This window comes from Streptomyces sp. TLI_171 (assembly GCF_003610255.1).
Taxonomy (GTDB): Bacteria; Actinomycetota; Actinomycetes; order Streptomycetales; family Streptomycetaceae; genus Kitasatospora.
In genome coordinates this window covers 4,202,896-4,226,255 of record NZ_RAPS01000001.1, presented here as the reverse complement: position 1 = coordinate 4,226,255, position 23,360 = coordinate 4,202,896, and the positions used below count along the sequence as shown (strand labels likewise).

At 74.1% G+C, this 23,360-nt stretch carries 26 protein-coding genes and 1 riboswitch; of the genes, 22 read left to right on the top strand and 4 right to left on the bottom strand.

The window, feature by feature from the left end:
- Positions 1–51: 51 nt before the first annotated feature.
- On the bottom strand, positions 52–747 hold the full coding sequence (locus BX266_RS19390) for a sensor domain-containing protein (protein ID WP_099901533.1): 696 nt from the start codon (positions 745–747) through the stop codon (positions 52–54).
- Positions 748–867: 120 nt separating this feature from the next.
- Positions 868–1,431, bottom strand: a complete 564-nt coding sequence (locus tag BX266_RS19385; RefSeq protein WP_099901531.1) for a GNAT family N-acetyltransferase — start codon at positions 1,429–1,431, stop codon at positions 868–870.
- A 50-nt stretch (positions 1,432–1,481) separates the two neighbouring features.
- On the opposite strand from BX266_RS19385, the gene BX266_RS19380 reads away from it, so the two are divergent.
- A complete protein-coding gene (locus BX266_RS19380) occupies positions 1,482–2,294 on the top strand; it encodes a hypothetical protein (protein WP_099901529.1) in 813 nt (270 codons plus the stop codon).
- Between the two features lie 13 nt (positions 2,295–2,307).
- Here BX266_RS19380 and BX266_RS19375 read toward each other — a convergent pair whose 3' ends face one another.
- Positions 2,308–3,081: a M23 family metallopeptidase gene (locus BX266_RS19375; RefSeq protein ID WP_259464759.1), complete on the bottom strand. Its 774-nt coding sequence runs from the start codon at positions 3,079–3,081 to the stop codon at positions 2,308–2,310.
- Between the two features lie 10 nt (positions 3,082–3,091).
- Positions 3,092–3,253, bottom strand: a riboswitch (cyclic di-AMP (ydaO/yuaA leader).
- 216 nt (positions 3,254–3,469) lie between these two features.
- Between BX266_RS19375 and BX266_RS19370 the strand changes: the two genes are divergently transcribed.
- The 15 genes from BX266_RS19370 (at position 3,470) to BX266_RS39310 (ending at position 16,504) form a co-directional block, all read left to right on the top strand.
- Positions 3,470–3,763 (top strand): YiaA/YiaB family inner membrane protein, encoded by a 294-nt coding sequence (locus BX266_RS19370; RefSeq protein ID WP_099901527.1) that lies wholly within the window; start codon positions 3,470–3,472, stop codon positions 3,761–3,763.
- A gap of 152 nt (positions 3,764–3,915) precedes the next feature.
- Positions 3,916–4,740 carry an alpha/beta fold hydrolase gene (locus BX266_RS19365; protein ID WP_180290537.1) on the top strand — a complete coding sequence of 275 codons (825 nt, stop codon included), beginning with the start codon at positions 3,916–3,918 and terminating at the stop codon, positions 4,738–4,740.
- 76 nt (positions 4,741–4,816) lie between these two features.
- Positions 4,817–5,395, top strand: a complete 579-nt coding sequence (locus BX266_RS19360; RefSeq protein WP_099901523.1) for a TetR-like C-terminal domain-containing protein — start codon at positions 4,817–4,819, stop codon at positions 5,393–5,395.
- A gap of 31 nt (positions 5,396–5,426) precedes the next feature.
- Entirely contained in the window at positions 5,427–5,618 is a 192-nt protein-coding gene (locus BX266_RS38110; RefSeq protein ID WP_143686965.1) for a hypothetical protein, read from the top strand.
- Positions 5,619–5,781: 163 nt separating this feature from the next.
- A complete protein-coding gene (locus tag BX266_RS19355) occupies positions 5,782–6,003 on the top strand; it encodes a hypothetical protein (RefSeq protein ID WP_099901521.1) in 222 nt (73 codons plus the stop codon).
- Between the two features lie 111 nt (positions 6,004–6,114).
- On the top strand, positions 6,115–8,280 hold the full coding sequence (locus tag BX266_RS19350) for a SpoIIE family protein phosphatase (RefSeq protein ID WP_099901519.1): 2,166 nt from the start codon (positions 6,115–6,117) through the stop codon (positions 8,278–8,280).
- Positions 8,281–8,383: 103 nt separating this feature from the next.
- Positions 8,384–9,640 (top strand): sensor histidine kinase KdpD, encoded by a 1,257-nt coding sequence (locus BX266_RS19345; protein WP_143686964.1) that lies wholly within the window; start codon positions 8,384–8,386, stop codon positions 9,638–9,640.
- Positions 9,624–10,034 (top strand): roadblock/LC7 domain-containing protein, encoded by a 411-nt coding sequence (locus BX266_RS19340; RefSeq protein WP_099901515.1) that lies wholly within the window; start codon positions 9,624–9,626, stop codon positions 10,032–10,034. Before BX266_RS19345 ends, BX266_RS19340 begins: the two co-directional genes overlap by 17 nt.
- Positions 10,031–10,375, top strand: coding sequence for a DUF742 domain-containing protein (locus BX266_RS19335; RefSeq protein WP_099901513.1), 345 nt, complete (start codon positions 10,031–10,033; stop codon positions 10,373–10,375). The genes BX266_RS19340 and BX266_RS19335 overlap by 4 nt, the downstream gene beginning before the upstream one ends.
- Complete coding sequence (locus BX266_RS19330; protein ID WP_099901511.1) at positions 10,353–10,949, top strand: ATP/GTP-binding protein; 597 nt, start codon at positions 10,353–10,355, stop codon at positions 10,947–10,949. The genes BX266_RS19335 and BX266_RS19330 overlap by 23 nt, the downstream gene beginning before the upstream one ends.
- Before the next feature lie 1,261 nt (positions 10,950–12,210).
- Positions 12,211–13,422 carry a cytochrome P450 gene (locus tag BX266_RS19320; protein WP_099901509.1) on the top strand — a complete coding sequence of 404 codons (1,212 nt, stop codon included), beginning with the start codon at positions 12,211–12,213 and terminating at the stop codon, positions 13,420–13,422.
- Between the two features lie 69 nt (positions 13,423–13,491).
- Positions 13,492–13,749 (top strand): hypothetical protein, encoded by a 258-nt coding sequence (locus BX266_RS19315; RefSeq protein ID WP_099901506.1) that lies wholly within the window; start codon positions 13,492–13,494, stop codon positions 13,747–13,749.
- Between the two features lie 63 nt (positions 13,750–13,812).
- The gene (locus tag BX266_RS19310) at positions 13,813–15,552 is read left to right on the top strand and encodes a pyruvate dehydrogenase (protein WP_099908055.1); all 1,740 of its coding nucleotides are present in this window, start codon (positions 13,813–13,815) and stop codon (positions 15,550–15,552) included.
- A 108-nt stretch (positions 15,553–15,660) separates the two neighbouring features.
- Positions 15,661–16,266 carry a helix-turn-helix domain-containing protein gene (locus BX266_RS19305; protein WP_099901504.1) on the top strand — a complete coding sequence of 202 codons (606 nt, stop codon included), beginning with the start codon at positions 15,661–15,663 and terminating at the stop codon, positions 16,264–16,266.
- Between the two features lie 52 nt (positions 16,267–16,318).
- Positions 16,319–16,504, top strand: coding sequence for a DUF6126 family protein (locus BX266_RS39310; RefSeq protein ID WP_220659691.1), 186 nt, complete (start codon positions 16,319–16,321; stop codon positions 16,502–16,504).
- Between the two features lie 7 nt (positions 16,505–16,511).
- Here the strand turns inward: BX266_RS39310 and BX266_RS19295 are convergent, their stop codons facing one another.
- On the bottom strand, positions 16,512–17,936 hold the full coding sequence (locus BX266_RS19295) for a PLP-dependent aminotransferase family protein (protein ID WP_099901502.1): 1,425 nt from the start codon (positions 17,934–17,936) through the stop codon (positions 16,512–16,514).
- A gap of 50 nt (positions 17,937–17,986) precedes the next feature.
- Between BX266_RS19295 and BX266_RS19290 the strand changes: the two genes are divergently transcribed.
- From BX266_RS19290 to BX266_RS19265, 6 genes are all read left to right on the top strand, one after another.
- Positions 17,987–18,460, top strand: coding sequence for a carboxymuconolactone decarboxylase family protein (locus BX266_RS19290; protein WP_099901500.1), 474 nt, complete (start codon positions 17,987–17,989; stop codon positions 18,458–18,460).
- A gap of 52 nt (positions 18,461–18,512) precedes the next feature.
- Positions 18,513–19,130, top strand: a complete 618-nt coding sequence (locus BX266_RS19285) for an SDR family oxidoreductase (RefSeq protein WP_099901499.1) — start codon at positions 18,513–18,515, stop codon at positions 19,128–19,130.
- A gap of 52 nt (positions 19,131–19,182) precedes the next feature.
- Complete coding sequence (locus BX266_RS19280) at positions 19,183–19,650, top strand: SRPBCC domain-containing protein (protein WP_099901497.1); 468 nt, start codon at positions 19,183–19,185, stop codon at positions 19,648–19,650.
- Between the two features lie 62 nt (positions 19,651–19,712).
- Positions 19,713–20,096 (top strand): YcxB family protein, encoded by a 384-nt coding sequence (locus tag BX266_RS19275; RefSeq protein WP_099901495.1) that lies wholly within the window; start codon positions 19,713–19,715, stop codon positions 20,094–20,096.
- Between the two features lie 80 nt (positions 20,097–20,176).
- Positions 20,177–20,923 carry an HAD family phosphatase gene (locus BX266_RS19270; protein WP_180290536.1) on the top strand — a complete coding sequence of 249 codons (747 nt, stop codon included), beginning with the start codon at positions 20,177–20,179 and terminating at the stop codon, positions 20,921–20,923.
- Positions 20,924–20,957: 34 nt separating this feature from the next.
- On the top strand, positions 20,958–23,360 hold the full coding sequence (locus BX266_RS19265; RefSeq protein WP_099901493.1) for a glycoside hydrolase family 65 protein: 2,403 nt from the start codon (positions 20,958–20,960) through the stop codon (positions 23,358–23,360).

Below are 23,360 nucleotides of genomic sequence, written 5' to 3'. Positions count from 1 at the left end.
TGCGGCCCGGGCCCGCAGTCATCCGACCACGGGCCCGGGGGTGTCGCACGTTCAGTGGCCGGCCAGCAGCGTCCGGGCGGCGAAGCGGTTGGTGTTGGTGAGGGCGCGGATCAGCTGCGGGGTGAGGAAGACGAGGACCAGGCCGAGCAGGCAGACGCCGGCGATCTGCCAGAGCTCGGTGAGCTCGTAGACGTGGTGGACGCCGTGCGAGTCCGTCCAGTCGGCGACCCGGTAGCCGTTCCACGGGGTGTAGCGGTGGAACACCCACTGGTAGAGCGGGAACAGGGCGAGAGACCAGCCGAGGGTGAAGAACACCGTGGAGAGCGTGAAGCTGAGGATCGCCCAGGGGAGCATCACGAACTGGTGGAACGCGGCCTTCCAGCCGGCGGCGTCGGCGAGCCGGGCGGTGATCGCACCCCACACGCCCTCCCGACGGACCGTCACGTCGGCCGGGCCGGGCAGGTCGAGGTCGAGCAGCGAGCGGACCCGTTGCCGTTCGGCGGCGCCGAGGCCGCGGGCGACGGCCAGCAGCAGTGCGAGCACGGGCAGGCCGAGCATGGTGAGCGCGAGGCCGAGGCCGCTGCAGAACAGCGGGACGACCAGCGAGAAGCCGAGCACGGCCATCGGCAGGCCGCTGAGCGCGTAGCCGAACTCCCGGAAGGTGTACCCGGAGAACGGGGCGCGCCAGAACCCGGGCCGGCCGTGGTGGTGGTCGCCGGTGGCGGCGGGGTACGCAGCGGTGGACATTCCGCAGGCCCTTCGGATCGTCGGGGCGGCCCCGCCGGTCGGCGGTGCCTGGCACCCTTCCAAGGTGCCGCAGCCGCCCGGGCCGGCGGAATGAGGCCTGCTGCCCACTCGGTGGTGGGGTTAACCCCCGGTGCCGCCTCGGGCCTGCCGCCATTCGGGGGCGAGCAGGGAGTACTGGAGGGCGTCGTGCCGGCGGCCGCCGTGGTGGGACTCGGCGCGGATCCGGCCCTCGTACCGGAAGCCGGCCCGGGCCAGGACGCGGGCGGCGGCGGGGTTGGCGGGGTCGCAGCGGGCGTGCAGGCGGTGGAGGGCGAGGATGTCGAAGCCGAGGGCACAGAGCAGCGCGGTGACCTCGCCGGCGTGGCCGCGGCCCCAGGTGTCGCGGCGCAGGACGCAGCCGAGTTGGGCGGTGTGCTCGTCCTCGCGGGTGAGGGCGGCCTGACCGATCGGCGTTCCGGCGGGGTCGTCGACGGCGAGGCGGTAGTGCGTGCGCGGGGACTCCTCGGCGGCTTCCAGGTAGAGCTCGATCTGGTCGGCGCAGTCCTCGAAGTCCCGGACGTCGAACGGGAGGTGGCGGACGGTCTCGGGGTCGCCGTGCACGGCGTGCAGGGCGGCGACCTCCTCCGGGGTGTGCCGGTACTCCCGCAGGGTGAGCCGGGGGCCGGCGAGCCGGACGGTTTCCATGGCTGCCGACCCTACCGGGCGGGCCGGCTGGGACCGGCTACCGTACCTGGGTGGACGACGACGACCTGCACCTGCTCCCCCGCACCCGCGCCGCCGAACTGCTTGCCTGGGCGGACGGGGCGGGCCTCGACCCGGTGCCCGAGCCGGCGGTGCGGACCGTCCTGACCCTGCTGGAGCTGGGCGGGGCCCGGCTGCACGACGGGTTCCCCGAGCTGTCCTCGCCGGTGCTGGAGCACCTGCTGTACGAGCAGGTGCACCTGTACGTGCAGCCGGACGGCGATCCGGCGGCGTACGGGGCGGCGGTGCGGCTGCTGATCGACCATCAGCGGGCGGCCCGGCGGCTGAACGCGAAGCGCTGGGAGAAGCTGCGCGCGGAGGCGGACTGGCAGGGCGAGGTGCTGGTGTCGCTGCTGCGCCGGGCGGACCTGGTGACCTGGCCGCGGCTGTACGCGCTGCTGTTGCGCGCGGACGGGGTGCCGGTCCACGAGCTGGAGCAGGTGCGGGGCTGGCTGGAGGCGTTCCGCGAGCTGCCGGAGGAGGAACGGCAGGCGGCCTTCGACCGGGTGCCGGGCCTGGACGGGGACGGCAACTGGGGGCAGCCGGGCCGGCCGCTGCTGGTCGGGGTGTCCACCGACGGGGCGCGGCGGCTGCTGGAGCAGGGACTGATGCACCGGTCCTACCGCAACTTGGCCGAGCTGACCGCCCGCGGGCTGCCGATGCCGGCCGAACTGGCCGGGGAGTTCGAGCAGTTCGAGGAGGCGGTGGCGCAGGCGGCGATCGACCTGTGCGGGGAGTGGACGGTGCCGGGCCTGGCGCGGCTGCTGCTGGAGGAGTTCCCCGACCTGGCGCCCGAGGAGTACTGAGCGCCGCCCGCGGTCAGGGCTGCAGGCCGAGCGCCTGCAGCCAGGGCAGCGGGTCGGTGGGGGCGCCGCCGTCGGGGCGGACCTCCAGGTGCAGGTGCGGCCCGGTGACGTTGCCGGTGGCGCCGACCGCGCCGAGCACGGTGCCGGAGGTGACGGGGCCGGCTGCAGTGGTGATCCGGGAGAGGTGGCAGTACCAGAGCTCGGTGCCGTCGGGCAGGGTCTGGATGACGCGGTAGCCGTACGCGCCGGACCAGCCCGCCGAGGTGACGGCGCCTCCGGTGACGGCGGTGACGGGGGTGCCGGTGCGGGCGGCGAAGTCCAGTCCGGTGTGCAGGTGCGCCCAGTGCGCGCCGGCCTGCGCGAACTGCGCGGTGAGCCGGTAGCCGGTGACCGGCAGGGCGTGCGCGGCCTGTTCGGCCTCGGCCTGCTGGGCGGCGCGCTTGGCCTCGGCGTCCTGGGCGGCCGCCATCCGGGCCCCTTCGTCGGCAGCGGTCCGCTGACCGTCGGCCTGCTGCTGGATGCGGGCGGCGAGGGCCAGCCCGGGGTCGGCGGCGAGCAGCCCGTCGGAGGCTTCGTCGGCGGCGGTGACGGCGGGTGCCGGGGCGACGGCCTGCGCGGGGGCGGCGGCGAGTCCGGTGGTGGCGCCGAGCGCGGCGGTCATCGCGGTGACGCCCAGCAGGGGGGCGCCGGTGCGGGACTGGCGGGGCAGCCGGTGCCGGGCGATCTCGGTCTCGACCGGGTGGTCGAGCAGCTGGGTGCCGGTGCTCTCGGTGTAGGTCGACGCCACGGAGGCGTGCTCCTTCCTTCCCTCTCGCCGACCGGGTTAGCTGACGGGTTCGGAGGTGGAAGGTCTCCTACGGTCGGGCCCAGGGCCGTCCCGATTCACCCCGGTGGAACGTGGTTCCCCGGCTCCTGGACCTACCTTGGGGCAGGCCCGGTGGATTAGGCGTGGCGCACGGTGCCGCATGGTTACGGCGTTGCCGACCGCGCTGCGTTATCAAACGTTAATCCTATGGACCCCATGATTCCAAGCTCCTACCGAGAGGCAGTGAAACTTTCCTGACGGCCTATGGGCGATTTGTGATGGTTCACCAGAGGACCCATGACGGACCGTGACAGCAGGGTTGAGTATCCGTACTCACGACCCGGCGACACCCCGACGGGACCCTGGTGCCATGACCGCATCCGTGCCGCGCCGCACCACCACCGCCGCCTACCACCTGCAGGCCGTCGCGTCCTTCGCCCTCGCCACGGTCGCCCTCGCCCTGGGGATCGCCTACCTGCCGGTCAGCGCCTGGATGCGCGCCTTCCTCGCCGTCGGCCTGCTCTACCAGATCACCTCCGCGTTCACGCTGGCCAAGGTGATCCGGGACCGCCAGGAGGAGGGTGCGCTGAACAGCCGGGTCGACCAGGCCCGCCTGGAGAAGCTGCTCGCCGAGCACGACCCGTTCAAGGTGGACGGGATCTGACGGACCGTCCGGCGGGCGCGCCGGAGCGGCAGCGGATCCGGGCCGGACCGTCGGGGTTGACGGCTAAGGCTATTAGCCTTAGCTTTATGGCTATCGGCAGTCAGCCGGGCCCGAAGAGCCCGGAGCGCCGGACGCCCGCCAGGAGGCCCGCGATGAACAGCACCCTCGGCACCACCACCCAGTACCTCGACGTCACCGGCGGCCGGATCGCCTACGACGACACCCCCGGCGCCGGCGTCCCCGTGGTCCTGCTCCCCGGCATGCTCGACAAGCGATCCGCCTACCGCCACCTCGCCCCGCTGCTGACCGCCGCCGGCCACCGGGTGGTCACCATGGACCTGCGCGGCCTCGGCGAGTCCTCCACCGGCTTCGCCGACCACGGCCCGGCCGCGATCGCGGACGACCTGGTCGCCCTGCTCGTCCACCTCGATCTGCACGGCGCCGTCCTGGTCGGCAGCTCCTACACCGGCGCCACCGTGGTCCGGGCGGCCGCCCTGGCCCCCGAGCGCACCGGCGGCGTGGTCCTGATCGACGCCTTCGTCGAGAACCTGCCGCTGAACGGCTTCCAGAAGGCGCTGTTCGGCCTGGTCGGCCCGCTGGTCGCGGCCTTCCCCGGGCTGTGGAGCGCGCTGCAGAAGTTCTACTACCCCACCGAGCGCCCGGCCGACTTCGACGCCTACCGGGCCGGCCTGGCCGAGATGCTCCGCGAGCCCGCCCGCAAGGGCGCGCTGCGCGGCTACCTGAAGGGCGACTCCGCGCCGATCGGCTGGTGCGCCGCGGTGGACACCCCGGCGCTGGTCGTGATGGGCGACCGGGACCCCGACTTCCCGAAGCCGGAGCTGGTCGCCGACCGGCAGAGCGCCGCGCTGCGCGGCCGCAAGGTGATGATCGAGAACGCCGGCCACTACCCGATGGCCAGCCACCCGCAGGCCGTCGCGGATGCCATGCTGCCCTTCCTGGCCGACCTGAGCCGCTGAGCGGGCGGGCGCACCGGACCGAGCGGTCCGCCGAACCGGCCGAACCACCGAACGAGCAGAACCAGGACCCCCGCTGATGCCCCGTGCCGGACTCTCCCCCGCCGCCGTGGTGGACCACGCCCTCGACCTGATCGACGCGCAGGGCGCCGACGCCCTCACGCTGGCCGCCGTCGCCGCGAAGGCCGGCGTCGCCACCCCCTCCCTCTACAAGCACGTCTCCGGCGGCCTCGCCGAACTGCGCCGCCTGGTCGCGGTCCGCACCACCGAGGAGCTGACCGACCAGCTGGCCGCCGCCGTTCTCGGCCTGGCCCGCGACGAGGCGGTCCGCGCGCTGCTCGCCGCGTACGCCGAGTACGCCCTGCGGCATCCGCGGCGCTATGCCGCGCTGCCGCAGGCGCCCGACCCCGACCCGGAGCTGCAGGCCGCCGCCGAGCGCTTGGTGAACGTGCTGTTCGCGGTGCTCCGCGGCTACGGGCTGGACGGCTCGGAGGCGGTCCACGCGGTGCGCACCCTGCGGGCGACGGCCCACGGATACGCCTCGTTGTCCACGGCGGGGGCGTTCCAGCTCGCCGAGGGCACGGACACCACGCTGGAGCGGCTGACCGGGGTGCTGGTCGAGGGCCTGGCCAACTGGCCGGGCGCGAAGGCCCCGTGACCTCCCGGGGGGCTGCCGCGTTCTACCGGGTATGAAGAAGCGCAGCATGCTCGCCTTTGCCTCGCTCGCCGTCGGCGTGGTCGCCTCGCTCACCGCTCCCAGCGCCGCGCACGCCTCGCCGGAGAAGGTCGGCACCGGCCCGCTCAAGGACACCGTCTCGGCCCCGGACCTGGCGCTGGACGAGGACTTCGCGCAGAACGTGGCGTCGGACCAGCAGCTCTGAGCCGCCCGGCGCGCTATGTCCGGTAGTGCGCCGTCCACACCGTTTCGCAACCTTTCTCGCACCGTTCTGTCATCGCCGGTGCGTAACACTGTCCTTCGGTCGGGAAGTCATACCGCGTGGAGACCTTCCACGGGTGTGACCGACAAGCACGGAGGACAGGGCGATGCCGCAGCCGACTCAGCACGTCGAGGCTGGTACGGGACTCATCCCGTCCCCCCGCACGGCGCCGGACGAGAACCCGGGAGCGCTCGCCGCGCAGGCCGCCGGGTCCGCGGGGTGGGGTGCCGCCGTGGCGCGCGGCCTCGGGGTGATCCGCGGGCTGCGCTCCCTGCGCCCGGTCGAGGCCCGGCGCCAGGAGGCGTACGGCGAGGTCGACGGCCAGTAGCAGACTGTCGGAAATACGGTCGAATCCGCACGTGTCGTGAAAGCACCTGCTTGCCCGGTACGTCCATAAGATGGTCAGCGCCGGCACGTCGAGCGGAAGGGCCGGGCGCTCATGGACCAGACCTCGTCCCGCCGTGCCGGCCGCGCCGAACTGCGGTGCGTGCGGGCGCTGCTGCGGGCGTCCAGCGCGGCTGAGGTGCTGGCGGCGCTGCTGGCCGAGGGCCCGGCGTGGATCACCGGTGCGGGTTCGGCGCTCTACCTGCTGGACGGCGGGACGCTGCGGCTGACCGTCTCGCACGAGCTGCCGGACTGGGTGCACCGCAAGTACGGGGTGGTGGATCCGGCCGGCGAGCTGCCGGCGGCGGTGGCGCTGCGGCAGCGGGCGCCGGTGCTGCTGAGCCCGCAGCAGACGAGTACGGACTATCCGAACACCACGGCGGGCACGGGGACCGGCCTGGTCGCGCTGGCGGTGCTGCCGCTGGTGGTGGACGGTGACCCGCTGGGTTCGCTCGCGTTGGCGCTGGCGCACCGCGGCTCGGTCCCGCAGCGGGACGTCGAGCTGCTGGAGACCTTGGCCGAGGTGGCGGCGCACCGGCTGGCGCACCTGCTGGACCACGTGCGCGCGGCGGATCCGGGGCCGGTCGGGGTCAGGAGCGAACTGCTGCCTGGGGACGGCCAGTTGGTTTCGCTGGCGGTGCGGTCGGCGGGCGCCGGGGCGTTCGAGCGGGACCTGGTCACCGGCGAGACGCTGTGGGACGCGCAGGCGTACCGGGTGGTGGGCCTGGAGCCGCCGGGGCCGACCGGGGAGGCCCCGGACCTGGCGGGCCTGGTGCACCCGGAGGACCTGCCGGACGTGCAGGCGGGCCTGGCGGACGCGTTGGCGACCGGCGGCCCGTACCGGCTCTCGTACCGGGTGCTGCGGCCGGACGGTTCGGTGGCGCTGGTGGACGAGGCCGGCGAGGTGATGCTGGACGTGCACCAGCGGCCGGTGCGCACGGCGGGCCTGCTGACCGGGCGGGCGTGGCGGCCGGAGGCCGCGGGCGGGCCGTCGGCCGCGGCGGCGGGGGCGCGGTCCACGCTGCTGCTGGCGCTGACCCGGGCGCTGTCCCGCGCGGTGACGGTGCGTGAGGTGACCACGGCGCTGACCGACGTGGCGCGGCCGGCGCTGGGCGCGACCAGCGTGGTGCTGGACCTGGTGGACGAGGGCCGGCTGCTGCCGGTGTCGCCGGCGGTGTTCGGCGGTCCGCACCGGGCGGAGCTGAACCGGCTGCACGAGCTGGCGAGCGGGGTGATGGAGCACGTGCTGGCCCGGGCCACGCCGCTGTTCAGCGAACCGGGCCCGCGGGGCCGGGGCGAGCGGGCGCCGGGCGCGTGGACGGTGCTGCCGCTGGTGGCCTCGGGCCGGCAGGTCGGCTCCTGCCTGATCACCTTCGCCGCCGAGCGCGCGTTCAGTCGCGAGGACCGGACGATGTTCTCGGCGTTCGCGGGCATCCTGGCGCAGTCGCTGGAGCGGGCCCGGCTGTACGACGTGCACCACGAGCGGGCCAGCGAGCTGCAGCGGGCGATGCTGCCGCGGTCGCTGCCCGTGCTGCCGCGGGTCGCCTCGGCGGCGCGCTACCTGCCGTCGACCGAGGGGATGCAGATCGGCGGGGACTGGTACGACCTGCTGCGGCTGCCGGAGGGCCGGGTCGGGCTGGTGATCGGGGACGTGCAGGGCCACAACGCGGAGGCGACCGCGGTGATGGGCCAGTTGCGCTCGGGGCTGTGGGCGTACGCGACGGACGGCAACGATCCGGCGGCGACGCTGGAGCGGACCAGCCGGCTGCTCTCCGAGATGGAGACCGAGCTGTTCGCGACCTGCCTGTACGTGGTGCTGGACCCGGCGACGGGCGAGCTGCGGGCGGCCCGGGCGGGGCATCCGCAGCCGGTGCGGATCGGGGCGGGCGGGGCGGGCGAGCTGGAGCTGCCGGGCGGCCCGCCGCTCGGGGTGCTGGCGCAGGTGCGGTACCCGCTGGCCGAGGCCCGGTTGGCGCCGGGCGAGACCCTGCTGGCCTACACGGACGGGCTGGTGGAGGTCCGGGACGAGGACTACGACGACTCGGTGCTGCGGATGCTGGGCGGGCTGGAGCTGTGGGCGGCGGAGGCCGGCGGGGCGGACCGGCTGGGGCGGCCGGAGGCGCTGGAGCGGCTGGCGGACCTGCTGACGCTCAATGTGACGGAGCGTGAAGTCCGGCAGGACGACGTGGCGTTGCTGCTGCTCCACCGGCTCGATAGCTGATTTTCGGCCGCGGCCGGTGGATCTGTCCGACATTGACGTGATCTGAACAGCGAAGCTCCGATCCGTTCATACGGCAGTAGTAACGCCGCCCTAGAATTCGCGCGTGACGACCACTCAATGGTGCCTGGCAGCCGCCGCATTGCTCGCCCTCCTCGCCGTGGCGGCAGCTGCCCGCTCCCGCGCCGTCACCCGCACCCTGCGCGGTCGACTCGCTGCCGCCGAGGGCCAACTCGCCGACGCCCGCGTCAGATTGACCACCGAACTGGCCGACCGGAAGGCCGGTGCGGAGAGCGCCCAGCGCGAGCAGGAGATCAACGCCGCGACCCGGCGGGCGTTCCTCAGCGTGGCCCGCCGCATCCTGGTGATGGCGCACGACCAGCAGGCCGGGCTGGACGAGATGGAGCGCACCCACGACGACCCGATGCTGCTCGAAGGGCTGCTCCGGGCCGACCACGCCGCCGCCCAGCAGGCCAGGCTCGCCCAGACCCTGGCGGTGCTGTGCGGCTCCCGGGCCGGCCGGCACTGGCCGGAGCCGGTCGCGCTGGAGGACGTGGTGCGCGGCGCGCAGGGCCGGATCCTGCCGTTCCAGCGGGTGGTGGTGCACAGCCGGGTGGAGACCGCGGTGCTCGGCGCCGTCGCCGAGGCGCTGATCCACGCGGTCGCGGAACTGCTGGACAACGCCACCCGGTACTCGCCGCCCAGCTCGCAGGTGTACGTCACGCTGATGCCGGTCCACAACGGCGCGGTGATCGAGATCGACGACTGCGGCGTCGGCATGACCGAGGTGACGGTGGCCAAGGCCGCCGAGGCGCTGGCCGGCGGCGGCTCGCTGGAGGTGTCCCGGATCGGCGAGGTCCCGCAGCTGGGCCTGGCCGCGGTCGGCCGGCTCGCCGACCAGTACGGCTTCCGGGTCACCATCCACTCCGCGCCCTCGCCGTACGGCGGTGTGCGGGTGGTGGTGCTGCTGCCGTCCGCACTGCTCACCGACCCCCTGACGGTGAGCGGCCCGGCCGCGGTGGCCGCCGCCCGCGCCGAGGCGGCCGCGCCGCCGCCGGCCCGCCCGACCTTCCCCACGGGCGGGGCCGCGCACACCGTGCCGGCGCAGAACGGCGGTCTGCCCCGGCGGGTGAACCGCCGCGACCGCGCCCCGCAGGAGCCGTTCCGGGCCGTGGAGCCGTCGGTGCCGCCGCGCTCCGCGCGCGAGGCGCAGGCCTTCATGTCGCTGTTCCAGTCCGGGACCGCCGACGGCCGTTCGGCCGCGCAGCAGGACCGGCGGTCCGCCGCGGACCGCCACGACGAATTCCCCGCTTCCCCCCAACTGCCCCAGCGCTCGGGAGACTCCCATGACCACCAACCCTGATCTCGGCTGGATGCTGACGGACATCGTCTCCGTCCCCGAGGTCCAGCACGCCGTCGTGGTGTCCAACGACGGCCTGGAGATGGGCCGCAGCCCGCAGATCGGCCGGGACGACGCCGAGCGGCTGGCCGCCGCCTGCTCCGGACTGCAGTCGCTGTCCCGGGGGGTGGCGAGCGGGTTCGGTGACGGCCCCACCCGGCAGATCATCATCGAGTACGGCGGCGGCTACCTGTTCGTGGTCGCGGCCGGCGCGGGCACCCACCTGGCGGTGGTGGCCGGCGAGTCGGTGGACGCGGGCCTGGTGGCCTATCAGATGCAGATGCTGGTCGAGCGGATCGGCAGCCACCTGAGCGTCGCGCCGCGGCAGGAGCACGCCGCGGCTGGAGACCTGCGGTGAGGCGCGGGCCGGTACGGCCGTACGTCATCACCGGCGGGCGCAGCCGGGCCAGCCGCAACGTGCTGGAGTTCGAGAGCCTGGTGCGGACCGTGCCGGGGGCCGCGGTCGATCCGACGGCGCTCAACCGCGAGCAGCAGTCGATCCTGGCGATGTGCCGGGAACTGCTGTCGATCGCCGAGGTGGCGGCCCACCTCGGCCTGCCGATCAGCGTGCTGAAGGTGCTGGTCGGCGATCTCCTTGACCTCGGGGCCGTTCAGGTGCTGCCGCCGGTGCGGCAGGCCGAGCGGGTCCCGCTCACACTGCTGGAGGAGGTGCTCGTTGGCCTCCGTCAGCTCCGTTGAACCCTCGTACCTGCCGGCCACCGTCCAAGGGGCGGTGAAGATCCTGGTGACCGGCCCGTTCGGGGTCGGCAAGACCACGCTGGTGGCCTCGCTCAGCGAGATCGCGCCGCTGCGCACCGAGGAGACGATGACCGCGGCGGGCGCCGGGGTGGACGACCTGACGGGTCGTCCGGACAAGACCACCACCACGGTGGCGCTCGACTTCGGCCGGATCACGCTCAGCGAGCAGTTGGCGCTGTACCTGTTCGGCACGCCCGGCCAGCAGCGGTTCTGGCCGCTGTGGGAGGACCTGTCGCGCGGGGCGCTCGGGGCGATCGCGCTGGTGGACACCCGGCGGATCGAGGAGTGCTTCGACGTGCTCGGGCTGCTGGAGGAGCAGCGGATCCCGTTCGTGGTGGCGGTCAACGTCTTTCCCGACACCCCCGACCACCCCGAGGAGGAGCTGCGGGCCGCGCTCGACCTGCTGCCCGGGGTGCCGATCCTGTCCTGCGACGTCCGCGACGCCGACGCCGCCCACCACCTGCTGGTCGCCTTCGTGGAGCACCTGCACGCGGGCACCCTGGAGCCGTCATGACCGTCCCCGAGCAGACGGCGGCCGCGGGCTGCCCGTACGCCCGCCCGCAGGGCTCCCCGCTGTACGGCGCGGCGGTCGCCGAGGACCCGCACCGGCTGTACGCCCGGCTGCGGGCCGAGCACGGCCCGGTGGCGCCGATCGAGTTGGAGCCGGGGGTCGAGGCCTGGCTGGTGATCGGCTACCCGGAGCTGCTCGAACTGACGCGCAACGAGCAGCAGTTCTCCAAGGACTCGCGGCGCTGGCGGGTGCACCGGGAGGGCCGGCTGCGGCCCGACTCGCACCTGGTGCCGATGACCATGTGGCGGCCGACCCTGCAGAGCATGGACGGCGCGGAGCACCAGCGGCTGAGCACCGCGGTGGCCGACACGCTGGCCAGGATCGACCACCGGAGGCTGCGCGAGACCACCGAGGCCGCGGCGCTGGCGCTGATCGAGAGCTGGGGGCCGGACGGCACCGCGGACCTGGTCAGCCAGTTCACCCGGCGGCTGCCGCTGCTGGTGTTCACCCGGCTGCTGGGCCTGCCCGCCGAGGACGGCCCGCACCTGGTCGGGCTGATCACCAGCCTGGTGGACAGCGGCCGGGACTCGCAGCGCGCCGCCGCCGAGTTCTTCGGGCTGCTCGCCGACCTGGTGCAGCGCCGCCGGGTGGAGCCGGGCGCCGACCTGGCGTCCTGGCTGATCACCCACCCCGTCGGGCTGACCGACGAGGAGGTGGTCCACCACCTGATGGTGATCCTGGTGGCGGGCAACGAGCCGTGCATCAACTGGATCGGCAACACGGTGCGGCTGCTGCTCACCGACCGCCGCTTCCGCACCACCCTGACCGGCGGCCGGGCCACCGTCGCCGACGCCCTGGACGAGGTGCTCTGGCGCGACCCGCCGGTGCAGAACTTCCCCGGCCGGTGGGCGGTGACGGACACCGTGCTGGGCGGTCAGTACATCAGTGCGGGCGACATGCTGGTGCAGGGCCTGGCCGGCGCCAACGACGACCCGTCGGTGCACGGCCCGGACGGCATCGCCGGCAACCGGGCCCACCTCGCGTGGGGTTCGGGCCGGCACGTCTGCCCCGCCCAGGACCCGGCCCGGCTGATCGTCGAGACCGCGATCGAGACCCTGCTGCACTGCCTCCCCGACCTGCAGCTCGCGGTTCCCGCCCACGAGTTGAAGTGGCGCCCGTCCCCCTGGTCGCGCGCCCTGGTCAGCCTCCCGGTGCTGTACAGCGCCTTCGTACCGACCCGCACCGCCACGCCCGAGAGGACCCCATGGACATCACCGCAGAGCAGCTCCGGCCCCGCAGACTCGACCCGCTCGGAGCCGGCCAGCACGCCGAGAACGAGCAGCTCCGGGCGGCCGGACCGGCGGCGCTGGTTGAACTCCCTGGCGGCGTGGTGGTCTGGGCGATAGCCCGCCACGACACCCTGCAGGAACTGCTGGCCGATCCCCGGGTCGCCAAGAGCGCCGAGCACTGGAGCCTGTTCCGCGAGGGCCGTCTCCCCGAGGGCTGGCCGCTGATGACGTTCATCACCGTGCCGGGCATGACCACCTCCGACGGGACCGACCACCGGCGGCTGCGCGGGCTGGTCTCGCAGGCCCTCACGCCGCGCCGGATCGCCGCGCTGGCCCCGGCGATCGAGCAGCTGGTCGCCGAGCTGCTGGACGGGGTCGCCGCGGCCGACGGCGCGGTCGACCTGCGCTCCGCCTTCGCGTACCCGCTGCCGATGCACGTGATCGGCACCTTCCTCGGGCTCAGCAAGGACGAGCAGGACCGGCTGCACGAGCTGTCCAACACCGTGGTCTCCTCCTCGGCCACTCCCGGCGCGGGCGCCGCCGCCGCCCGCGAGCTGAACGCGCTGCTGGCCGGGGTGGTCGCCGCCAAGCGGGCCGAGCCCGCCGACGACCTCACCACCGCGCTGATCGCCGCCCGCGAGGAGCAGGACCGGCTCAGCGAGGCGGAGCTGATCGGCACCCTGCTGCAGCTGGTGGTGGCCGGCCACGAGACCACCCTCAACCTGATCTGCAACGCCGTCCGCGCCCTGCTCACCCACCCCGAGCAGCTGCGACTGGTGCTCGACGGCGAGGTGGGCTGGTCCGCGGTGGTCGAGGAGACGCTGCGCTGGGACAGCCCGGTCGGCCAGTTCCCGATGCGCTACGCGACCGAGGACATCCGGCTCGGCGACCTGGTGATCCGGGCCGGCGAGGCCATGCTCGCCTCCTACGCGGCGGCCGGGCGGGACGCCGACCACTACCCGGAGGCGGACCGCTTCGACCTCACCCGGGAGGCCCGGCACCTCTCGCTCGGGCACGGGCCGCACTTCTGCATCGGCTCCGCGCTGGCCCGGCTGGAGGCCGAGACCGCGCTGCGCGAGCTGTTCGCCCGCTTCCCCGGCCTGCGGCTGGCCGAGGGGGAGGAGCCGAAGCCGATCGCCTCCTTCGTCAGCAACAGCATCAGCAGCCTGCGGGTGCACACCTCCTGACCGACCGTCGGCCGCCCCCGCCGGAGCAATGCACGTGACCGGCCGGGGGCGGCTCTCGTTGCACTTGCCATGAAGAAGCTCACCGCGCTCGCCGCCCTCTCGATGGCCGGCCTGGCCCTCACCGCCGCCCCCGCCGAGGCCGCCCCGATCGCCCAGACCGGCGGCCTCGCCCAGGCCCAGGGCCTGGACACCGGCTACCACGGGGCACTCCCCGCCACCGCCGAGCTCTGCCATCGCGACCTCGCCCGGTACCCGGTGGTCGGCCCGCTCACCGACTCCACCACCGGCGTCTGTGAGGCCCTGGGCGCGACGGTCGACGGCCACTAGCCGGGATTGCCCCCGCCTGCCCTATATCGTGCGTCATGTCCGTTTCTGTCGTGGCGTGAGGTGATCCCCGTGGGCAACGTGGCCGACCAGATGGTGGAAGTGCTCCAGCAGGCCGGGGTGGAGCGGGTCTACGGGGTGGTCGGGGACAGCCTCAACCCGGTGGTGGACGCCATCCGCCGGGCCGAGGGCATCTCCTGGGTGCACGTCAGGAACGAGGAGGCCGGGGCGTTCGCGGCCGCCGCCGAGGCCGAGCTGACCGGTCGGCTGGCGGTCTGCGCGGGCAGCTGCGGCCCCGGCAACACCCACCTGATCCAGGGCCTGTACGACGCCCAGCGCAGCGGCGTCCCGGTCCTGGCACTGGCCTCGCACATCCCGTCCGCGCAGATCGGCACCGGCTTCTTCCAGGAGACCCACCCGGAGCGGGTGTTCACCGACTGCAGCAGCTGGTGCGAGATGCTCACCAACCCGGCCCAGCTGCCCCGCCTGCTGCGCGTCGGCATCCAGCACGCGCTCGGCTCCCCGGGTGTCTCGGTGCTGGCCTTCCCCGGCGACATCGCCGCCCTCACCGCCCCCGCGCCCACCGGCCGCAGCACCTTCCTGACCGAGCAGGCCGTCGCCGCGCCCCCGTGGTCCCAGGTCCAGGCGCTCGCCGAGGCGCTGAACTCCGCCCGCACCGTCACCGTCTTCGCCGGCGCGGGCGTCCGCGACGCCCATGAGGAACTGCTGCAGCTCGCCGGCACGCTGCAGGCCCCGATCGGGCACTCGCTGCGCGGCAAGGAATGGGTGCAGTACGACAACCCGTACGACGTCGGGATGAGCGGGCTGCTCGGCTACGGCGCCTGCCACGAGGCTCTGCACGAGGCCGAGCTGGTGCTGCTGCTGGGCACCGACTTCCCGTACGACTCCTTCCTGCCGCAGGCCCGCACCGTGCAGGTCGACCACGACGCCACCCGGCTCGGCCGCCGCACCCCGCTGGAGCTCGCCGTGCACGGGGACGTCGCGGCCACCCTGCGGGCGGTGCTGCCGCTCCTGGAACAGAAGACCGACCGCCGGTTCCTGGACGGCATGCTCGACCGGCACTGCAAGGCGCTGGAGACCGTGGTCGGCGCGTACACCAAGGGCATCGAGAAGCACCGGCCGATCCACCCCGAGTACGTGGCCGCCGTCCTGGACGAGGTAGCCGCGGACGACGCCGTCTTCACCGTGGACACCGGCATGTGCAACGTCTGGGCCGCCCGCTACCTCACCCCCAACGGGCGGCGCCGGGTGATCGGCTCCTTCCTGCACGGCTCGATGGCGAACGCCCTGCCGCACGCGATCGGCGCCCAACTCGCCTTCCCCGGACGGCAGGTGATCTCGATGTCGGGCGACGGCGGGATCGGCATGCTGCTCGGTGAACTGCTCACCGTGGCCAAGTACCGGCTGCCGGTGAAGACCGTGGTGTTCAACAACGGGGCGCTCGGCATGATCAAACTGGAGATGCTGGTCTCCGGCTACCCCGAGGCCGAGATCGACAACGGCGACGTCGACTACGCCGCCATCGCCCGCGCCTGCGGCATCCCCGCCAAGCGGGTCACCGACCCGGCGAAGATCCGCGAGGTGCTGACCGACGCCCTCGACCGGCCCGGCCCCGCCCTGGTCGACGTGGTCACCGACCCCAACGCCCTCTCCATCCCCCCGCACATCACCGCCGCCCAGCTCAAGGGCTTCGCCCTCGCCGCCGGCCGCACCGTCCTCACCGGCGGGGTGGGCAAAATGATCGACCTGGCCCGCTCCAACCTCCGCAACATCCCCCGCCCCTGAGGCCGGCGCGATCGGTCGGAGTGCCGGAGGGGGCTGCGGGGGGAGTACGGGGTTTGCCTGGGAGGCAAAGTTGTTGCCCAGGAGGCAGGGCGGGTGTGCACTGGGGGCATGACGGAAAGCCCTCTCGGCGACGACCAGGAGGTCGCGGGTCTCGGCGCGCGGCTGCGGGAACAGCGGAACTCCAGCCGGCTGACGCTGGAGGCCGCGGCGGCCCGGGTCGGCCTGTCGCCAGCTTACTTGTCGCGCCTGGAGACCGGGAGGCGCCAGCCTTCGCTGCCGGTGCTGCTGGGTCTGGCCCGGGCGTACGGGACGAGTGTCTCGGGGTTGCTCGGCGAGCAGCCGGGCGAGCCGGATCCGGTGATCCGGGGCGGCGCGATCGAACCGGGGCGGGCCGGCGGCTGGGGGTACCGGCGGGCCGGTGCGCCGGGCCGGGCCATGCAGGCGCTGCGGGTGCACGTCCCGCCCAGCGTGCAGGACGCGGTGGTGCGGGTGCACCCGGGCGAGGAGTGGCTGTTCGTCACCAAGGGCCGGATGAGGCTGACTCTGGGCGACCGGGTGCACCTGCTCGACGAGGGTGATTCGGCGCACTTCGATTCGCTGACCCCGCACTGCATCGCCGCGGATTCGGCGGCCGGCCTCGATCTGATCTTCGTCCACACCCTGCTGCAGAGCCCCGGCGGCGACCTGTGCCTGGGCGACGCCCCGCGCCTGTAGCCGTCGGACCTCCGTCGAACCCCTCGTCCGCCACCACCGTCAGGAGACCGCCATGGCCGACACCACCCAGCCCCGACCCGCCGCGCACCCGGCCGTTCCGCAGTACAAGGAGACCTTCGACGCGGGCTACCGCGCCTCCAACCGGGTGTGGATCCGGGTGTGGATCTACATCGTGTCGGGGCACGTCTTCGTGGGGTTCCTGTTCCTGCTGTTCTTCGTCGGCTCGCACAAGGGCTGACCCGCCGTCAGGACGCGAGCAGCCGGCACAGCGCGTCCAGCGCGGCCTCGAAGGCGTGCTCGGGCGGGGCGCCGTAGCCGATGACCAGCCCGGGCGGCCGGCCCGGCCGGGGTGTCGCTCCGGCGACCAGGCTCCACCCGAGGGTGTTCAGCGCGAGGCCCGCCGCCCGGGCGCGGCCGAGGAGTTCTTCCTCGGTGCCGGCCGTGGCGGGCAGTTCGAGGACGGCGTGCAGGCCGGCCCGGATGCCGGTGACCCGGACGTCCGGGGCGCGTTCGGCGAGCACCTGGACCAGCCGGTCCCGGCGGCGGCGCAGCAGGTGGCGGCTGCGCCGGACGTGCCGGTCGTAGCCGCCGGAGTCGATCAGTTCGGCGAGGGTCAGCTGTTCGGTGGCGCCGCTCTGCCCGTCCGCCAGCCGTTTGTGCCGCGCGACCGGTTCGACGAGTTCGGCGGGCAGCGCCAGCCAGGCCAGTCGCAGGCCGGGGGCGAGGGATTTGGAGGCGGTGCCCGCGTAGACGACGCGTTCCGGGTCGAGGGCCTGCATGGCGCCGACGGCGTGCCGGTCGTAGCGGAACTCGCCGTCGTAGTCGTCCTCCAGCAGGTAGCCGCCGGTCTGCCGGGCCCAGTCCACGGCGGCGGCCCGCCGGGCGGCCCGCAGGGGTACGCCGGTGGGGAACTGGTGGGCGGGAGTGAGGACGGCCAGTCCGGCGTCGGTGCGGGCCAGGTCGGGGGTCAGCGCGCCGTCGGCGTCCAGGCGCAGCGGGCGCAGCGCGAGGCCCCGGGCGGCGATCACGGCGTGGTGCGGGGGCAGTCCGTACTCCTCGACGGCGACGGCCGTGAGCCCTTGGTCGCGCAGGGCGGCGCAGAGCAGGCCGAGGCCCTGGGCGTAGCCGGTGCAGATCAGCAGCCGCTCGGGGTCGGTGCGCACGCCGCGGGCCCGGGCCAGGTACCCGGCGAGGGCGCGGCGCAGTTCGGTCCGGCCGCGCGGGTCGCCGTAGCCGAAGGCTTCGTGCGGGGCGGTGGCGAGGGCGCGGCGGGCGGCGGCCAGCCAGGCGGTGCGGGGGAAGCGGCTGAGGTCGGGGGAGCCGGGTCTGAGGTCGTGGCGGGGGGCCGGGCCGGGTCGCAGACCGGGGGGCGGGGCGGCGGGGGCGGGTTGCGGGCCGCGTTCGGCGACCACGGTGCCGGAGCCCTGGCGGGACGTCAGCCAGCCTTCGGCGGCGAGCTGGGTGTAGGCCTCGGCGATGGTGTTGCGGGCGATGCCAAGGTCGAGGGCGAGGGCCCGGGAGGACGGCAGCCGGGTGCCGGCGGCGAGCCGGCCGTCCCGGACGGCGGTGCGCAGGGCGTCCTCCAGGGCGGCGCGCAGGCCGAGGCCGCGGGCGCGGCCGGCGTCCAGGTCGAGGTGCAGGTCCCCGCCGAAATTGGCCCAGGAAGTCATGGGTCAAATGAACCACACCGCCGGTCCAACTCCGGCCTACGGTGGGCCGTATGACCGATCACGCCACCGTTCCGGCTCCCGTCCGGCGGATCTCGCTGCGCGAGCTGGCCCCCGAGTTCCACCGTCACCTGCTGGCGGCCTCGCGGGCCGCGATCACCGGCCTCGCCGACCCCGTGCTGACCGAGCTGGTCAACCTGCGCGCCTCGCAGCTCAACGGCTGCGCGTACTGCCTGGACCTGCACGCCGCGGACGCCCGGAAGAACGGGGAGTCCGAGCACCGGCTGTACACCCTGTCCGCGTGGCGGGAGACGCCGTACTTCACCGCCCGCGAGCGGGCCGCCCTCGCGCTGACCGAATCGGTGACGCTGCTCGCCGGGACGCACGTCCCCGACGAGGTGTTCGAGGAGGCGGCGAAGCACTTCGCGGAGGCCGAACTCGCCCATCTGATCGCGCTGATCACCTCGATCAACGCGCTCAACCGGGTCGGCGTGACCTCCCGGCTGTCGCCCCCGCCCAGGGAGTAGGCCGGGCGCGCCTCGGTCCCGGGCCCGGCGCCCGCGGGTAGCGTCAGCTGCCATGGACGTGGTGATCGCAGGTGGACACGGCAAGATCGCGCTGCGGCTCTCGCGGCTGCTCTCCGCGCGCGGCGACTCGGTCGCCGGGCTGATCCGCAATCCCGCGCAGGCCGGGGACCTGCACGAGGCGGGCGCCCGGCCGGTGGTCTGCGACCTGGAGCAGGTCTCGGCGGAGGAGCTGGCGGAGCACCTGGCGGGTGCGGACGCGGTGGTCTTCGCGGCGGGCGCCGGGCCGGACAGCGGCGCGGCGCGGAAGGAGACCGTGGACCGGGCGGGCGCGGTGCTGCTGGCGGACGCCGCGCAGCGGGCCGGGGTGCGGCGGTACCTGCTGGTGTCCTCGATGGGGCTGGACCGGATCGGCGATCCGGCGGTCACCCCCGAGTTCGACGCGTACCTGAGGGCGAAGCGGGCGGCCGAGGAGGCGGTGAAGGACCGCCCGCTGGACTGGACGGTGCTGCGCCCGGGCGCGCTGACCGACACGGCGACCGAGCGGCACGCGCACCTGGCGCCGCCGCCGAACCGATTCGGCGAGGTGTCCCGGGACGAGGTGGCGCACACCCTGGTGCGGCTGCTGGACGACCCGTCGACGGTGCACCAGACGCTGGAGCTCACCACCTGACGCGGTTGCCCGGCCCCTGGCGGGGCGGGATCGTGGGGGTGAGGTGAGTGCGATGGCCGAGATCGCCCTGCAGATCGACGTCGCGGCGTCCCGGGGCCGCCTGCTGGCGGCGCTGGACACCCACGAGGGGCTGACGTCCTGGTGGACCACGGGGGTGGAGCGGGACGGCGAGGACCTGCTGGTCGCCGTTCCCGGCGCGGCGCAGCCGTTCCGATTGCGCCGGGAGCGGGCGGATCTGGAACGGGTGGCCTGGCGCAGTGTCGGGGTGGTGCCGCCGTCCTGGCAGGGCACCACCGTGACCTGGGACTTCTTCGACCACCCGGACGGTCCGCGGCACACCCTGCTGCTGCTGCGCCACCTCGGCTGGGCGGCGGACGCGGCCCCGGCGGTGCCGGCGGCGGCGGGCCGCTGGGCGGAGTTGGTGGTCCGGTTGAAGGACTACGCGCAGAGCGGCCGCCCGCAGCCGCTGTTCGTGCCGACCGGCCACCCGCACCCGGGGGTGCACGTCGAGGCCGAGTGACGGTAGCCTCCCTCGGCCCGCAGGTGTGTTCGACACCTGCACCCAGGGAAGGGAACCGCGCCGTGGCGCTCTCCGTGCAGTACGACCTGACGCCGGATCAGGTCGCCGAGGTGGTCCAGGGCCCGCCCGCCAAGGGCCTGTTCGCCGGTCTGCAGAACCGGATGATGGCGAAGGCGGCGGCGATGTCCGCGCAGCGGCTGTCCGGGCCGACGGCGCTGCTGCTGGACGAGGCGGGGATCGCCCGCACCCAGCACGACATCACGGTGCGGGTGCCGTGGGCGGAGGTCGTCTCGGTGAACGAGCGACTCACCGCCTGGATGGTGCAGCTGCGGCCGAGCGGCGTCGTGATGATCCCGTTCTCGGCGGTCGCCGAGGCGGACAGGACCGCCTTCAAGGCCGAGCTGGAGGCGCTGGCGGGCACGAAGTACCGGGTGCGTACGCGCTGACTCCCCGCCGGGCCGCCGCCGCGACGCGCCGTTCCGACGATGACCGGCATGGAGTGCGGCCGTCGGGTGAGACTGGCAGCATGTTGGGACTTCCGGACCGCATCAAGGCCTTCCTGTTCGACCTGGACGGGGTGCTGACCCAGACCGCGAAAGTGCACGCCGCGGCCTGGAAGGACATGTTCGACACCTTCCTGCGCGCGGAGGCCGACCGGACCGGCGGCGCCTTCGTGCCGTTCGACCCGGTCGGCGAGTACGACCGGTACGTGGACGGCCGGCCCCGGCTGGACGGCACCCGGCAGTTCCTCGCCTCGCGCGGCATCGAGCTGCCCGAGGGCGCCCCGCAGGACCCGCCGGGCGCCCGGACGGTCAACGGCCTGTCGAGCGCCAAGAACGACACCGTGCTGCGGATGATCCACGAACAGGGCGTGCAGCCGTACGAGGGCTCGGTGGCGTACCTGCACCGGCTGCGCGAACTCGGCCTGCCGCGGGCCGTGGTGTCCTCCAGCGCCAACTGCCGGGACGTGCTGCGGGCCGCCGGGATCGACGACCTGTTCGAGGTGGTGGTGGACGGGGTCACCGCCGCCCGCGACCGGCTGGCCGGCAAGCCCGCGCCCGACACCTTCCTGGCCGCGGCGAAGCAGCTCGGCGTCGCTCCCGAGCACGCCGCGGTGTTCGAGGACGCGCTGGCGGGCGTGGCGGCCGGCCGGGCCGGCGGGTTCGGGGCCGTGGTGGGCGTCAACCGCACCGGGCAGGCCGGGGCGCTGCGCGAGCACGGGGCGGACCTGGTGGTGGACGACCTGTCCGAGCTGATCGAGGAGGGCCGATGAGCGGGCGAACCACCGAGCGGAGCGAGGCGGGGTCATGAGTCCGTCGGAGGCGTTCACCGTCGATCCCTGGGGGATCACCGAGCACGGTCTGGACCTGCCCGGGCAGGCCCGCGCCGAGTCGGTGTTCGCGCTGTCCAACGGCCACATCGGGCTGCGCGGCAACCTCGACGAGGGCGAGCCGCACGGCCTGCCCGGCACCTACCTGAACGGCGTGTTCGAGCTGCGGCCGCTGCCGTACGCGGAGAGCGGCTACGGCTTCCCGGAGTCCGGGCAGAGCGTCATCAACATCACCAACGGCAAGCTGATCCGGCTGCTGGTCGACGACGAGCCGTTCGACCTGCGGTACGGGGAGCTGCGCAGCCACCGCCGCAGCCTGGACTTCCGGGACGGCATCCTGCGCCGGGAGGCCGAGTGGACCTCGCCGGCCGGGCGGACGGTGCGGATCACCTCGGCCCGGCTGGTGTCGCTGACCCAGCGGGCGGTGTGCGCGATCGACTACACCGTGGAGGCCGTGGACGGCCCGGTGCGGATCGTGCTGCAGTCCGAGCTGGTCGCCAACGAGCAGCTGCCGGGCGGCGCCGGCGACGGCGACCCGCGGGCGGCGGCCGTGCTGGAGGCCCCGCTGGCGGGCGAGCTGCGGCACGCCGACGGCACCAAGGGCGTGCTGGTGCACCGCACCCGGTTCTCCGGGCTGCGGGTGGCCGCCGGGATCGACCACGTGATCGACGGCCCGGAGCGGATCGACACCGCCGCCGAGTGCGCCGACGACCAGGCCCGGATCACCGCCACCACGGTGCTGAACGCGGGTCAGAAGCTGCGCCTGGTCAAGTACATCGCCTACGGCTGGTCGGCGACCCGGTCGCTGCCCGCCGTCCGGGACCAGGTGGAGGCCGCGCTGACCGCCGCCCGGTACACCGGCTGGGACGGGCTGGTCGCCGAGCAGAAGGAGTTCCTCGGCCGGTTCTGGCACGACAGCGACATCGAGATCGAGGGCGACGTCGAGCTCCAGCAGGCCGTCCGCTTCGCGCTGTTCCACGTGCTGCAGGCGGGCGCCCGCAGCGAGGAGCGGGCCATCCCGGCCAAGGGCCTGACCGGGCCCGGCTACGACGGGCACTCGTTCTGGGACACCGAGACCTTCGTGCTGCCGGTGCTCACCTACTGCCTGCCGGACGCCGTGAAGCAGGCGCTGCGCTGGCGGCACACCACGCTGCCGATGGCCCGGGAGCGGGCGGCCCAGCTCGGCCTGGCGGGCGCGGTGTTCCCGTGGCGGACGATCCGCGGCGAGGAGTGCTCCGGGTACTGGCCGGCCGGCACCGCGGCGTTCCACATCGGCGCGGACATCGCGGCCGCCGCGGTCCGCTACGTGCGGGCCACCGGCGACACCGAGTTCGAGCGCACCTACGGCCTGGAGCTGCTGGTGGAGACCGCCCGGATGTGGCGCTCGCTCGGCCACCACGACGCCAAGGGCAACTTCCGGATCGAGGGCGTCACCGGGCCCGACGAGTACTCGGCGGTCGCCGACAACAACGTGTTCACCAACGTGATGGCGCAGTCCAACCTGTGGAACGCGGCCAGCGTGGCGCTGCGCCACCGGCGCGAGGCCTCGCAGCTGGGCGTGGACACCGAGGAGGCCGCGGCCTGGCGCGACGCCGCCGACAAGATGTTCATCCCGTACGACGAGCAGCTCGGCGTGCACCCGCAGGCCGACGGCTTCACCGACCACCAGCTCTGGGACTTCGACGCCACCCCGCCGGAGAAGTACCCGCTGCTGCTGCACTACCCGTACTTCGACCTGTACCGCAAACAGGTCGTCAAGCAGGCCGACCTGGTGCTCGCCATGCAGGTCCGCGGCGACGCCTTCACCGCCGAGCAGAAGGCCCGGAACTTCGCCTACTACGAGCGCCTGACCGTCCGCGACTCCTCGCTCTCCGCGTGTACCCAGGCCGTCATCGCGGCCGAGGTCGGGCAGCTCGACCTGGCCTACGACTACACTGCCGAAGCCGCCCTGATGGACCTGCACGACCTCGGCGGCAACACCCGCGACGGCCTGCACATGGCCTCGCTGGCCGGCGCGTGCATCGCCCTGGTGGCCGGGTTCGGCGGGCTGCGCGACCACACCGAGCAGTTGTCCTTCCGGCCCCGGCTGCCCGCCGGACTGCAGCGGCTGTGCTTCTCCATGACGGTCCGCGAGCACCTGCTGCGGGTCGACATCACGCACGCGACCACCACCTACACGCTGCGCCGCGGCAGCGTGCTGCCCGTCCTGCACGACGACGAGCCGCTGCGGGTCGAGGCCGGCAAGTCGGTCAGCCGCCCGACCGCCAAGGCCGCCTCCCCCGCCGAGCGGCCCACCCAGCCGCCCGGCCGCGAGCCCTCCCGCCGGCACAGCCAGGCCGGCATCCAGGTCGGCACCGTCGACCATCTGCCGGCGGAGTGA

Coding starts and splice junctions, on each gene's coding strand:
- BX266_RS19390 (WP_099901533.1), bottom strand. CDS start 747: ATGTCCACCGCTGCGTACCCCGCCGCCACCGGCGACCACCACCACGGC.
- BX266_RS19385 (WP_099901531.1), bottom strand. CDS start 1,431: ATGGAAACCGTCCGGCTCGCCGGCCCCCGGCTCACCCTGCGGGAGTAC.
- BX266_RS19370 (WP_099901527.1), top strand. CDS start 3,470: ATGACCGCATCCGTGCCGCGCCGCACCACCACCGCCGCCTACCACCTG.
- BX266_RS19365 (WP_180290537.1), top strand. CDS start 3,916: ATGAACAGCACCCTCGGCACCACCACCCAGTACCTCGACGTCACCGGC.
- BX266_RS19360 (WP_099901523.1), top strand. CDS start 4,817: ATGCCCCGTGCCGGACTCTCCCCCGCCGCCGTGGTGGACCACGCCCTC.
- BX266_RS38110 (WP_143686965.1), top strand. CDS start 5,427: ATGAAGAAGCGCAGCATGCTCGCCTTTGCCTCGCTCGCCGTCGGCGTG.
- BX266_RS19355 (WP_099901521.1), top strand. CDS start 5,782: ATGCCGCAGCCGACTCAGCACGTCGAGGCTGGTACGGGACTCATCCCG.
- BX266_RS19350 (WP_099901519.1), top strand. CDS start 6,115: ATGGACCAGACCTCGTCCCGCCGTGCCGGCCGCGCCGAACTGCGGTGC.
- BX266_RS19340 (WP_099901515.1), top strand. CDS start 9,624: ATGACCACCAACCCTGATCTCGGCTGGATGCTGACGGACATCGTCTCC.
- BX266_RS19320 (WP_099901509.1), top strand. CDS start 12,211: ATGGACATCACCGCAGAGCAGCTCCGGCCCCGCAGACTCGACCCGCTC.
- BX266_RS19315 (WP_099901506.1), top strand. CDS start 13,492: ATGAAGAAGCTCACCGCGCTCGCCGCCCTCTCGATGGCCGGCCTGGCC.
- BX266_RS19305 (WP_099901504.1), top strand. CDS start 15,661: ATGACGGAAAGCCCTCTCGGCGACGACCAGGAGGTCGCGGGTCTCGGC.
- BX266_RS39310 (WP_220659691.1), top strand. CDS start 16,319: ATGGCCGACACCACCCAGCCCCGACCCGCCGCGCACCCGGCCGTTCCG.
- BX266_RS19295 (WP_099901502.1), bottom strand. CDS start 17,936: ATGACTTCCTGGGCCAATTTCGGCGGGGACCTGCACCTCGACCTGGAC.
- BX266_RS19290 (WP_099901500.1), top strand. CDS start 17,987: ATGACCGATCACGCCACCGTTCCGGCTCCCGTCCGGCGGATCTCGCTG.
- BX266_RS19285 (WP_099901499.1), top strand. CDS start 18,513: ATGGACGTGGTGATCGCAGGTGGACACGGCAAGATCGCGCTGCGGCTC.
- BX266_RS19280 (WP_099901497.1), top strand. CDS start 19,183: ATGGCCGAGATCGCCCTGCAGATCGACGTCGCGGCGTCCCGGGGCCGC.
- BX266_RS19270 (WP_180290536.1), top strand. CDS start 20,177: ATGTTGGGACTTCCGGACCGCATCAAGGCCTTCCTGTTCGACCTGGAC.
- BX266_RS19265 (WP_099901493.1), top strand. CDS start 20,958: ATGAGTCCGTCGGAGGCGTTCACCGTCGATCCCTGGGGGATCACCGAG.